9 protein-coding genes and 1 pseudogene are annotated in these 12,417 nt (G+C 65.5%); 9 read left to right on the top strand and 1 reads right to left on the bottom strand.

Going from position 1 to position 12,417, the window contains the following annotated elements; genetic code table 11:
- Positions 1–34 precede the first annotated feature (34 nt).
- Positions 35–2,380, bottom strand: a complete 2,346-nt coding sequence (locus tag YQ44_RS24735) for a penicillin-binding protein 1A (RefSeq protein WP_071325646.1) — start codon at positions 2,378–2,380, stop codon at positions 35–37.
- A 301-nt stretch (positions 2,381–2,681) separates the two neighbouring features.
- On the opposite strand from YQ44_RS24735, the gene pilM reads away from it, so the two are divergent.
- The 9 genes and pseudogenes from pilM to dsrO all read left to right on the top strand — a co-directional run bounded on the left by pilM (position 2,682) and on the right by dsrO (position 12,416).
- On the top strand, positions 2,682–3,314 hold the full coding sequence (gene pilM, locus YQ44_RS24730) for a pilus assembly protein PilM (RefSeq protein ID WP_198043828.1): 633 nt from the start codon (positions 2,682–2,684) through the stop codon (positions 3,312–3,314).
- Between the two features lie 17 nt (positions 3,315–3,331).
- The gene (locus YQ44_RS24725; protein WP_198043820.1) at positions 3,332–3,898 is read left to right on the top strand and encodes a PilN domain-containing protein; all 567 of its coding nucleotides are present in this window, start codon (positions 3,332–3,334) and stop codon (positions 3,896–3,898) included.
- A 2-nt stretch (positions 3,899–3,900) separates the two neighbouring features.
- A complete protein-coding gene (locus tag YQ44_RS24720) occupies positions 3,901–4,155 on the top strand; it encodes a hypothetical protein (RefSeq protein ID WP_071325643.1) in 255 nt (84 codons plus the stop codon).
- 33 nt (positions 4,156–4,188) lie between these two features.
- A complete protein-coding gene (locus YQ44_RS24715; protein WP_198043818.1) occupies positions 4,189–4,971 on the top strand; it encodes a pilus assembly protein PilP in 783 nt (260 codons plus the stop codon).
- A gap of 92 nt (positions 4,972–5,063) precedes the next feature.
- Positions 5,064–6,389: pseudogene (locus YQ44_RS24710) on the top strand (type IV pilus secretin PilQ); the annotation flags it as partial.
- Positions 6,390–6,486: 97 nt separating this feature from the next.
- Positions 6,487–8,679 carry an Ig-like domain-containing protein gene (locus YQ44_RS24705; protein ID WP_232250988.1) on the top strand — a complete coding sequence of 731 codons (2,193 nt, stop codon included), beginning with the start codon at positions 6,487–6,489 and terminating at the stop codon, positions 8,677–8,679.
- Positions 8,680–8,718: 39 nt separating this feature from the next.
- Positions 8,719–10,338: a bifunctional shikimate kinase/3-dehydroquinate synthase AroKB gene (aroKB, locus tag YQ44_RS24700; RefSeq protein ID WP_071325640.1), complete on the top strand. Its 1,620-nt coding sequence runs from the start codon at positions 8,719–8,721 to the stop codon at positions 10,336–10,338.
- Positions 10,339–10,340: 2 nt separating this feature from the next.
- A complete protein-coding gene (locus YQ44_RS24695) occupies positions 10,341–11,477 on the top strand; it encodes a deoxyguanosinetriphosphate triphosphohydrolase (RefSeq protein WP_071325639.1) in 1,137 nt (378 codons plus the stop codon).
- 228 nt (positions 11,478–11,705) lie between these two features.
- The gene (gene dsrO / locus YQ44_RS24690) at positions 11,706–12,416 is read left to right on the top strand and encodes a sulfate reduction electron transfer complex DsrMKJOP subunit DsrO (RefSeq protein WP_071325638.1); all 711 of its coding nucleotides are present in this window, start codon (positions 11,706–11,708) and stop codon (positions 12,414–12,416) included.
- Position 12,417: the final 1 nt, after the last annotated feature.

Genomic DNA, 12,417 nt, shown 5'->3' with positions numbered 1-12,417 from the left:
TTGCGCGCTAATCCGACCTACCCGGCCTACGTGTTTAAAATAGCTCGTTCTTCACAGCCTCTTTCGCCTTTTCTTCCTCCGGCGTGCCGCGTGCCGCGCCTTCCAGGCTGCCTACGCCCGTGCCCGGTGGATTTTCCGCATAGTAATACTCGTCGCCCACGTGGATCAGGCCTTCCGGCACGGCGCGCTCCTCGACGGGAATGCTTTTCAGGGCTTTCGCCATGTAGCTGATCCAGATCGGCAAGGCCAGGCCGCCGCCCGTTTCCCGGTTGCCCAGGTTGCGCGGCTGGTCGTAGCCGATCCAGGCGATGCCCACCAGCTTGGCCTGGTAGCCGGCGAACCAGGCGTCGATGGAATCGTTGGTGGTGCCCGTCTTGCCTGCCAGGTCGGGACGCTTCAAGGCCATGGCCTTGTTGGCCGTGCCGAAGCGCACGACGTCGTTGAGCATGCTGTTCATCATGAAGGCATTGCGCTCGTCGATGACGCGGTTGGCTTCCTCGCCCGCCAGGTCCGGCTTGGCTTGCGACAGCACATTGCCGTCGCTGTCGGTCACCTTGGCGATCAGGTAAGGGTTGATCTTGTAGCCGCCATTGGCGAAGACGGCATACGCGCCCGCCATCTGCAGCGGCGTCACGTTGCCGGCGCCCAGGGCCAGGGTCAGGTACGGCGGGTTCTTGTCGGCGTCAAAGCCGAAGCGCGTCGCGTATTCCTGGCCATACTTGGCGCCGATCTTGTGCAGGATGCGGATGGAAATCATGTTTTTCGATTTCATCAGGCCCTTGCGCATGGTCATCGGACCATCGTATTTGCTGTCGTAGTTCTTCGGTTCCCACGCCTGGCCGCCCGTCTGGCCCGCGTCGAACGAGATCGGCGCGTCATTGATGATGGTGGCCGGCGACAGGCCCCGTTCCAGCGAGGCGGAATAGATGAAGGGCTTGAAGGCCGAACCTGGCTGGCGCCACGCCTGCGTGACGTGGTTGAACTTGTTGCGGTTGTAATCGAAGCCGCCCACCATGGCGCGGATGGCGCCGTCGGTGGTGCTGGCCGAGACGAACGCCGATTGCACTTCCGGCATCTGCGTCAAGACCCAGGTATTGCCTTCCTGCATGACGCGGATCACGGCGCCGCGCTTGATGCGGCGGTTTGGCGCCGCCTTTTCCGACAGCCAGGCCGCGCCGAAGGTCAGGCCGGGACCGGTGATGGTGATTTCCTCGCCAGCCGATGTGACGGCCTGCAACGATTTGGGCGACGCCTGCAGCACCATGGCGGCGATGATGTCGTCGCTGTCCGGGTGGTCGGCCAGTTCCGTCTCGATCGCGTCATCGGCTTCGGCCTTGGTTTTCGGGATCTCGATGTAGGCTTCCGGGCCGCGGTAGCCGTGGCGCTTCTCGTAATCCATCACGCCCTTGCGCAAGGCGATGTAGGCGGCATCCTGGTCGGCCTTGGTGATGGTGGTGTAGACGTTCAGGCCGCGCGTATAGGTGTCTTCCTTGAATTGCTCGTAGACCAGCTGGCGCGCCATTTCCGACACGTATTCCGCATGCACGCCGAAGGCGCTGCTGTCGGTCTTTACTTTCAGCTCTTCATTTTTCGCTTCTTCGTACTGCGCCGGCGTGATGTAGCCCAGCTGCGCCATGCGCTGCAGGATGTATTGCTGGCGCATGCGCGCGCGCTTCGGATTGACGACGGGGTTGTAGGCCGACGGCGCCTTCGGCAAGCCGGCCAGCATGGCCGCTTCGGCCACGGTCAGGTCCTGGATATTCTTGCCGAAATAGATTTGCGCGGCCGAGGCGAAACCGTAGGCGCGCTGTCCCAGATAAATCTGGTTCATATACACTTCGAGGATCTGGTCCTTGCTGAGGTTTTTCTCGATCTTCCAGGCCAGCAAGACTTCATACGCCTTGCGTTTCAGCGTCTGTTCGCTGGACAGGAAGAAGTTGCGCGCCACCTGCTGCGTGATGGTCGACGCGCCTTGCTTGGCGCCGCCCGTCAGGTTGTGCAGGGCCGCGCGGGTGATGCCCAGGTAGTCGACGCCGCCATGCTCATAGAAGCGGTCATCCTCGATGGCCAGCACGGCTTTCTTCATGACATCGGGAATATCCTTGATGTGCACCATGTTGCGCCGCTCTTCGCCGAATTCGCCGATCAGCACACTGTCGGACGTGAACACGCGCAGCGGCATCTTGGGCTTGTAATCGGTCAAGGTATCGAGCGCCGGCAGGTTGGGATACGCCATGGCCAGGCCGAAGACCACCAGCAGCACGCCGACGATGCCCAGGCCCAGCAACGATACCAGGGCCATCAGCAGAAAGCGTTTGGGTTTGCTGCCCTTGGTGGGCGGCTTCGAGCCAGCGGTGCCAGCGGATTTTGAAGATGTCATGCGTCGTATGTCTTTCGGTTAATTATGCCGGTCAATTATAAGCGAGCTTGCCGGGGTGGCAGCGCGCCGTGGCGCTTGCCTGGGGGGACAGTCGGAACTTGTCGCTACTCTATATAAGCGTGTATTGGCCCGCTGGCAACCAGGATTTGGTAACAATTTTCCTGCGCCAGATCACGGCCGGGCCAGATAGTGGCCGCGCGCCGCAGGCACAGGCGGGAAATCCGTTTACACGCGGGCGGCGCCGGGACTAGGATTTTGGATGGCAGCCGCCGTCGCATGGTCCCATTTCCCCATGAAAAACATGTCCATCCGCAGTCTTCTGGCCACAGGCTTGCTCGGCGTCGATATGGGGCAAGACAGCGTGCGTGTCGTCGAACTGGCGCGCCGGCGGGGCACGCTGTCGTGCCGCCATTGCGGCGCCGCCGCGCTGGCGCCGGGAGTGATGCTTGAGGGCAATATCGAGGATGTGGACGGCATGGCGGCCGCCGTGCGCCAGGCATGGCGCAATAGCGGCAGCGCGTGTACCCGCGTGGCGCTGGCCATGCCCGCCACGGCCCTGATCACGCACGCGATCCGCCTGCCGGCCGGATTGCCGGACGAGCAGCTGGAAATCCTCGTGGAACTGGAAGCCGCCCAATACATGCCGTTTGCGCTGGAAGACGCCAGCCTGGATTTTTTCGTGCTCGGGCCGGCGCCGCCACTGGCCGGCGCGCCAGGCAAGGAGGTCGACGTGCTGCTGGTGGCGGCGCGGCGCGCCAGCGTGCAGCGCCGCCTCGACGTGGCCACGGCGGCCGGCTTGCTGGCCGTCGTCATGGATAGCGAGGCGCTGGCGCGCCAGGCGGCCATCGCCCACGGCGGCTGGCAAGGCTTGCCCGATGGCGGCGCGGCGTACCAGCTGGCCTGGGGCCTGGCCCTGCACCGGTACGCCCGATGAGGGCCGCGGCGCAAGTGGTGCGCATCAATCTCTTGCCTTATCGTCATGCGGCGCGGCGGCGGCGCGTGCAAGAGCTGCTGTGGCTGCTGGGCGGCGGCGCGATGCTGGGCTTGCTGCTGGCGCTGGGCGCGGGCGCCTGGCTGCAGTTGCGGCTCGACGACCAGGCGCTGCGCCAGGAAGGCTGGCGCAGCGCCATGCGGCAGCTCGATGGCGTGCTGGCCGGCGGCCGGCGCCTGCAGCGCGAGGCGGCGCTGCTGGCGGCGCGCCGGCAAGCCATCGGGCAGCTGCAGGCGCAGCGCAACGCCTGGGTGGCCATGCTGGGCGCGTTGGCGCAGGCCGTACCGGCGGGCGTGGCGTTGCACGGCGTGCGGCAGGAGGCATCGGGCTTGCGCCTGCAAGGGCAGGCCGCCACGCAGGACGCGGTGGCGGCGCTGCTGCTGGCGCTGGCGCAGTCGGCGCCGCAGTCGGCCCCGGAATTGCTGGAAGTGCGCGAGGGCGCGGGCGCCGTGGAATGGACGATACGGCTGGCATGGACAAGTCCGGCGGCGCCTGCCCCGCCATCCAGGAAAGCGGGAGGTGGCTGATCATGCTGAGCCTGAAAAAAGCGTCGCTGTGGCCGTTGCCGGCCCGCCTGAGCGCTGTGGCCCTTGTTGCTGCGCTGGCCGCCGCGTTGCTGCACTTCGTCTGGCTGGATGGGCTGTTTGCCGCCGTGCACGCTGCGGATGGCGAAGAGGCGCGCCTGCGCAGCGCCTATCAGCTGGCCAGGATCCGCGCGGGCCAGCTGCCGGCGTGGCGCGAGCGGCAGCGCCAGGCAGGCGCCGAACTGGCCAAGCTGGAATAGCAATTGCCGGACAGCCAGCAGATGGCGGCGCTATTGAGCGATATCACTGCGGCGGGCCAGTCGCGCGGCGTGCAATTTACCCTGTTCAAGCCGGGCTCGCCCCAGCCGCAGGAACACTATGTGGCGCTGCCGATCACCGTGCAGTTGCGCGGCGCCTATCACGCCATGGGCGAGTTGCTGGCGGACCTGGCGCGCCTGCCGCGCATCGTGACCGTGCACGGGGTGGTCTTGACCGGAGGCAAGGATGGCAGCGTGACCCTGGATGGCGTGCTGCAAGCCTACCGCTTGCCCGACGCGCAGGAACGGGCGGCGCAAGCGCGCTTGCCGGCCGTGCCGGTTCCGGCGGCGCCGCTGGCGTGGCAAGCGGCGCCCGTCTTCGTGCCGCGGGCGTACGAGGGCGCCGGGTTTGCCGATCCGTTCGGTGCGCCCCTGTCGGGGCAAGCGGGCACCGGCGTGGCGGGGCCGGATTTGCGCCGCCGCCGCGAAGCGCTGGAGAGCGTGGCCATGCCGGCCCTGTCCATGGTGGGCAGCGTGCGCCATGCCGGCCGCCTGAGCGCGCTGCTGCTGGCGGGACAGCGCGTGCACCGGGTGGAGCTGGGCCAGCACCTGGGGCAGGACCATGGGGTGGTGACGGGCATCAGCGAGCAAGCCGTGCAGTATCGTGAACTGCTGCGCGAGGCGGGCGGTCCCTGGCGCGAGCGGCGCGGCAGCCTGGCCCTGCAGGCGACGGGCGCCGCGGCTGTCGCTACTGCTGCTGGCACTGCTGTTACGGCTGCCGCCGCCGCGAAGGATGGCGTGGCCGAGGCGGCGCCATGAGGCCGCGCCTGCTCGGCATGGCCATAGCGCTGTGCCTGCATGCGGGCGGCAGCGCCCACGATGCCGTGGTGCTGGTGACGGCGCCGCGCCTGTATGCGGGCGAGAAAATCTCCGTCGACTTCCAGAACGTGGGCGTGCGCGCGGCCCTGCATGTGCTGGCCGATGTGTCGGGGCAAAATATCATCGCCAGCGACAGCGTGGCCGGCAACCTGACCATGCGCTTGCGCGACTTGCCATGGGACCAGGCGCTCGATGTGCTGCTGCAGGCGAAGGGCCTGGACATGCGGCGCAATGGCAACGTGCTGTGGATCGCGCCGCGCGAGGAAATCCTCGCGCGCGAAAAGGTGGAATTGGAGCAGCGCGCGCAGATCGCGGAACTCGAACCGCTGCAATCGGCCATCTTCCAGCTCAATTACCAGAAGGCCGAGGCGTTCCGCACGGTGTTCGGCCTCGATGCGGGCGAGGGGCGCAGCCGCCTGCTGTCGCGCCGCGGCAGCGTGCTGATCGAACCGCGCACCAACCAGCTGTTCGTCACCGACGTGCCGGCGCGCCTGGAGCAGATCCGCCTGCTGATCGCCAAGACGGATGTCGCCACGCGCCAGGTGCTGATCGAGGCGCGCATCGTCGAGGCCAACGACAGCTTCAGCCGCAACCTGGGCGCGCGCCTGGGGTTTTCCGACCAGCGCCTGGCGCAGGGAGCCGTTCCCGGCTTTTCGCTGGGCGGCAGCGGACGCCGCGTGGCCGTCGGCGGCAGTTACCAGGGCGTGGGCGAGGCGACGGGGCAGACCGTGGCGGGCGCCGGCGCCTTCGTGCCGAACACGCAATTCGTCAACTTGCCGGCCGCCAGCATCAACGGCGTGCCGCCGGCCAGCTTTGCCCTGAGCCTGTTTTCGGCGGCGGCCAACCGTTTCCTGAACCTGGAACTGTCCGCACTGGAGGCCGATGGCCGGGGCAAGATCATTTCCAGTCCCCGTGTCGTGACGGCCGACAAGGTGCTGGCGCTGATCGAGCAGGGCATCGAATTGCCATACCAGGTGGCCACCAGCAGCGGCGCCACCTCGATCACGTTTCGCAAGGCGAATTTGCGCCTGGAAGTGACGCCGCAAATCACGCCGGACGGCAACGTGGTGCTGGAAGTGGACGTCAACAAGGATAGCGTGGGCCAGGAAACCCGTTCCGGCTTCGCCATCGACACCAAGCATGTGCGCACGCAGGTGATGGTCGAGGATGGCGGCACGGTGGTCCTGGGCGGCATCTACCAGCAGTCCGAACGGGGCACGGACAGCAAGGTGCCGCTGCTGGGCGACATCCCGGTTCTCGGCGTTTTTTTTCGCAGCACGGGCCGCAGTCAAGAAAAAACCGAACTGATGGTGTTTATTACGCCGAAAATAGTGGCAGATCGGCCAGCAACACGTTAATGTCACATCTTTACGTTTAAGTAACAATGCAGACGAAAGCGGACTGATGGCGACTATGCGGAATTTTTCTTTAGGCAATACTTCTTGGAGCAGGGCATTGAATTGGCTGGCCGTGCTGGCGCTGGGCGCCTTGCTGGCCGCTTGCGGCGGCGGTGGCGGCGATCCCACCCTGGGCGTCAAGGATGGGGCGAATGCCGGTGTCGGCAGCGTGGCACTGATTGCCAGCGCGACAACGATCGCCGCGTCGGGCGCGGACGGCACGGAAGTGGTGCTGACGGCCATCGTCAAGAATGCGAGCAATAACGCCTTGTCCGGCCAGACCGTGGCTTTCAGCGCCAGTTCGGGCACCGTCAGCACCACCAATCGCGTCACCGATGCGAACGGCACGGTGACGGAAAAGCTCAGCATCAAGGGCGACGCTACGCTGCGCGACATCACCATCAAGGCCAGCAGCGCGGGCGTGGAATCGCCAGCGGTGGTGGTGAAAGTCGTGCCCGTCACTTCCGGCATCGCCAGCCTGTTGCTGACGTCGTCGGGCGGCACCCTGGCCTCGTCGGGTGGCACGGCCGTCAACGTGATCGCCTTCGTCAAGGATGCCAACAATGCCGTCGTGCCCAATGCCAGCGTGACATTCAGCGCCGATTCGGGCGCGCTGGGCGCGACCAAGGTCAGCACCAATGCGCAGGGGCAGGCGCTGGTCAGTCTGAATACGGGCGGCGACGCCAGCTTGCGCACGATCAAGGTCACGGCCAGCGCGGGCGCGCAGACGGCCAGCACCGATGTCGGCGTCAGCGGCACCAAGCTGGTCATCAGTGCCTTTTCCACGGTCAACCTGAAGACGAGCACCGACATGGTGGTCAAACTGGTCGATTCGAGCGGCAATCCGCTGGTGGGCAAATCGGTGGCGTTCAGCGCCCAGCTCAATGCGCTGACGGTGAAGGGCGGCGGCGCCAGCCCGGCCCTGACTGACAACAACGGCCAGCTGGTGCTGAGCTACAACGCCCAGGCGGGCAGCAGCGACAGCATCAGCGTCAAGGCGCAGGGCGACAGCGTACTGTTGCCTATCGCTATCAATGCCTCGAATTTCACCATCAATGCCGTGTCGGGCGCGAATGTGGCGCTGACCAGCCTGACGACGAATACCTGCTATGCGGTGGCGGTGCACAGCGATGTGGCGGGCGTGCCACAGACGGGCAACGTGCGTTTCAGTACCTCGCGCGGCACCATTTACCAGGACGCGGGCTGCGCTACTCCGCTGCAGGCACCGCTGGCGTTGGTTGGCGGCAACGCCATCGCCTACGTCAAGGCCAGCGGCGCCGGCCTGACCGCCCTCACGGCGAGATACGAAGGCAGCGGCGTGTCGGTACAGTCGGACGTGGAGTTTGTCGCGCCGCTGACGGCCCAGGCCAGCATCACCCTGCAAGCCGATCCGGCCGTCATCGGCGTCAATACGGCTGGCAGCAGCGCGCAGCGCAGCGCCCTGCGCGCCATCGTGCGCGACGGCACGCCGCAAAACAACCTGGTCAAGAATGCCCAGGTCGGCTTTTCCATCCTCGCCGACGCCAGCAACGGTTCCCTCAGTTCGCCGTCGGTGGTGTCGACGGACAGCGATGGCATGGCGACGGTCAGCTATATCGCGGGCCAGGCAACGACCGGGGTCGATGGCGTCGTCGTCCAGGCGCAGCTGCAAGGGGTGTCGAACAATGCCGCCACGGTCAAGCTGACGGTGACGAAGAAGGCGCTGTTCATCAGCGCCGGCAGCGGCAACGCGCTCGACGCCACGGACAGCAGCACCTATCGCAAGACCTACACCGTGTTCGTCACGGATGCCGCCGGCAACCCGGTGCCGGACGTGATCATCACGGCCGCCGCCTGGCCCCGTCATTACTACAAGGGCTATCTGCAGTATTCGCAGGCCGCCGCCGCGTGGGTTGTGGCGTCAACGTGGACATGTGACAATGAAGACAAGGACCGCAGCGGCACCCTGGATCTGAACAACGATTTGAACCGGAATGGCCGTCTCGACCCCGGCATTCCCCTGAATCTGTCGACGGGCGGCAAGACCGACAGCACGGGAACGGCCAGCGTGACGCTGACTTATCCGCGCGACAGGGCCAACTGGCTGGACGTCGAATTGACGATTCGGGGCAATAGTTCCGGGACGGAGGCAACTTATGTCGGTTACACTTTGCTTCCGGGGCTGGCGACGGACTTTAACCGCCTGGATGTTTCTCCTCCAGGCGTCATCAGTCCGTACGGGCAGGCCACTGATTGTCGTAACCCAAATTAATTGTCGCAGCAAATGCAAAATCTGTTTTTAGTAGGCCTCATGGGCGCAGGCAAGACCACGATCGGGCGCATCCTGGCCCGCAAGCTGGGCTTGCGCTTCGTCGATTCCGACCACGAGATCGAGGCACGCACGGGAGCGACCATCCCGTGGATCTTCGAAATCGAGGGCGAGGCCAGCTTTCGCCGGCGCGAGGCCGAAGTCATCCGCGACCTGAGCGCGCAGGAGGGCATCGTCATGGCCACCGGCGGCGGCGCCATCCTCAATGCCGACAGCCGCGCCTACCTGAAGGAGCGGGGCACGGTCGTGTACCTGCGCGCCAGCGTCAGCAACATCCTTGCGCGCACCAGCCATGACAAGAACCGCCCCCTGCTGCAGACGGCCGACCCGCGCGGCAAGCTGGAGGAATTGACGGCGCAGCGCGAGCCCCATTACATGGAAGTGGCCGACATTGTGATCGACACGGGCCGTCCTAACGTACAATCGATGGTTCAGACCATCCTGATGCAGCTGGCCAGCCTCGAATGCGAGGCCTCGCCCAACTGCGTCATTCATGCAGAGCCTTCGATGAACGAGCAATCCAAAATGTTGTTGAGCGTAGACCTCGACGAGCGCAGTTATCCGATCGCCATCGGTCCCGGCCTGCTGGCCGACGCCGATGCGCTGCTGCGCCATATCAGCGGCCACAAGGTGGCCATCGTCACCAATACCACCGTCGCGCCGCTGTACCTGGGCCGCCTGCAGGCGGCGCTGGCCAGCGATGGCCGCGAAGTGATCAGCATCGTCCTGCCGGACGGCGAAGAATACAAGAACTGGGCCAGCCTGATGCAGATCTTCGATGCGCTGCTGGCCAACAAGTGCGACCGCAAGACCACGCTGGTGGCCCTGGGCGGCGGCGTGATCGGCGACCTGACCGGCTATGCGGCGGCCAGCTACATGCGCGGCATCGGCTTCGTGCAGGTGCCGACCACCCTGCTGGCGCAGGTCGATTCCTCCGTCGGCGGCAAGACGGGCATCAACCACCCGCTGGGCAAGAACATGATCGGCGCGTTCTACCAGCCGCGCGCCGTGATCGCCGACACGTCGACCCTGGAAACCCTGCCGGCGCGCGAGCTGTCGGCGGGCCTGGCCGAAGTGATCAAGCATGGCGCCATCATCGATGCGGCGTTTTTCGACTGGATCGAGGCGAACATGGCCAAGCTGATGGCGCGCGACAAGGGCGCCCTCGCATATGCGATCGCCCGTTCCTGCGAAATCAAGGCCGACGTGGTGCGCCAGGACGAGCGCGAAGGCGGCCTGCGCGCCATCCTGAACTTCGGCCACACCTTCGGCCACGCCATCGAGGCGGGCCTGGGCTACGGCCACTGGCTGCATGGCGAAGCCGTCGGCTGCGGCATGGTGATGGCGGCCGACCTGTCCTGCCGCATGGGCTATATCGACCAGGCGATGGTCGAGCGCGTGCGCATGCTCGTCGCCGCCGCCGGCCTGCCCGTCAAGGCGCCCGACCTCGGCGTCGAGCGCTGGCTGGAACTGATGGAAGTGGACAAGAAGAACGAGGGCGGCGCCATCAAGTTCATCCTGCTCAAACCGCTGGGCAGCCCGTGCATCACATCCGCGCCGCATGAACTGGTGCTGGCCACCCTGGCCGCCGGAGTGCAATAGCCATGACGCCTGAAGACTTCCTCGCCCCGTATGCGGCCCATTCGGCACAGGGGCAGGGACGTCGCTTTGCCGAGGCGCCGCACGCCTCGCGCAGCCAGTTCCAGCGCGACCGCGACCGCATCATCCACTCCTCGGCCTTCCGCCGCCTCGAATACAAGACCCAGGTTTTCCTCAACCACGAGGGCGACCTGTTCCGCACGCGCCTGACGCACAGCCTGGAAGTGGCGCAGATCGGCCGCTCCATCGCGCGCAACCTGCGCCTGAACGAAGACCTGGTCGAGGCCATCGCCCTCGCGCATGACCTGGGGCACACGCCGTTCGGCCATGTGGGGCAGGACGTGCTCAATGCATGCATGCAGGACCACGGCGGCTTCGAACACAACCTGCAAAGCCTGCGCGTGGTCGATACGCTGGAAGAGCATTACGGCGCCTTCGACGGCTTGAACCTGATGTTCGAGACGCGCGAAGGCATCCTGAAGCACTGCTCGCTGGCGCATGCGCGCGAACTGGGCCCCGTGGCCCAGCGCTTCATCGACCGCACGCAGCCGACGCTGGAAGCGCAGCTGACCAACCTGGCCGATGAAATCGCCTACAACAGCCACGATATCGACGATGGCCTGCGTTCGGGCCTGATCACCATCGCCCAGCTGGAAGAGGTCGAATTCTTTGGCCGCCTGTGGCGCGACGTGCAGCAGGCGTTTCCCGGCCTGTCGGGCCGGCGCGCCATCTACGAAACCCTGCGCCGGCTGATTACGGCGCTGGCCGACGACCTGATCGTTACCTCGAACCGCTTGATTGCGGATGCCGCGCCGCGCGACGTCAATGAAGTGCGCGCCAGTCCGCCGCTGATCCGTTTTTCGGACGCCATGCGCCGTGACGCGACGGAGCTGAAGCGCTTCTTGCGCGCCAACCTGTACCGCCATTACCAGGTCAACCGCATGCGCGTGAAAGCCAGCCGCATCGTGCGCGAACTGTATGACAGCTTCATGGCCGAACCGGCGCTGCTGCCGCCCGATTATCAAATCAGCGGCGATGACGTCACGAAGCAGGCGCGCAAGATCGCCGACTACATCGCCGGCATGACGGACCGCTATGCGATCCGCGAGCACCGCAGGCTGTATTCTCTGGATGAGTTGTAGGTCGGGTTAGCCGGAACGGCGTAACCCGACACCACCACCATCCCTGCCAACAAGGTTGTCGGATTACGCGCTTGCGCGCTAATCCGACCTACTCCGCATTTTCGGTCCTGTCAATTGGCATGATCATCTAGCTTCCCACCCGATCACCCCAATACCCTCGTAGCACCTTCTTTTCTATCATGGCAGCAAGTCAACAAGGGCTTGCCGCCCATCGTCAAGGAGAGTGCCATGATCGAATCGCGCCGCAGTTTCTTGCGCGCCCTGCCAGCCGTCACCATCGGCGCCGCCATCGCGCCGCTGCCCAGCAAGGCTGCAACGAAGGGCGAGGGCGGACAGCGCTGGGCGATGGTGGTCGACGTGCAGAAATGCATCGGCTGCCAGGCATGCACGGTCTCCTGCATCATGGAAAACGCCGTGCCGGAAAACAGCTTCCGCACCATCGTCTCGACCTATGAAGTCAAGGAAGAGAACCGCTGCGGCACCTACATGCTGCCGCGCCTGTGCAACCACTGCGCCAATCCTCCCTGCATTCCCGTCTGTCCCGTGGGCGCCACGTTCCAGCGCAAGGATGGCGTCGTCGTCGTCGACGGCGACCGCTGCGTCGGGTGCGCCTACTGCGTGCAGGCCTGCCCGTACGACGCGCGCTTCATCAACCATGAAACGGGCAAGGCCGACAAATGCACGTTCTGCGCGCACCGCGTCGACGAAGGGCTGCTGCCGGCCTGCGTGGAAACCTGCGTGGGCGGCGCGCGCATCTTCGGCGACCTGAATGACCCGGAAAGCATGGTGCACCAGCTGCTCACCGAGAACAAGGTGAAGGTGCTGAAACCCGAGCAGGGTACCCAGCCCCACGTGTTTTACCTGGGACTGGACACGCGCTTCGCCGGCCACGTCGAGGGCGAGGCGACTCTTTGGCAACCAAGCAAACACGGGAAATAAA

Origin of the sequence: Janthinobacterium sp. 1_2014MBL_MicDiv, from assembly GCF_001865675.1 — a bacterium.
In the GTDB taxonomy this organism is placed as follows: domain Bacteria; phylum Pseudomonadota; class Gammaproteobacteria; order Burkholderiales; family Burkholderiaceae_D; genus Janthinobacterium.
This window is presented reverse-complemented; position numbering and strand designations above follow the sequence as displayed.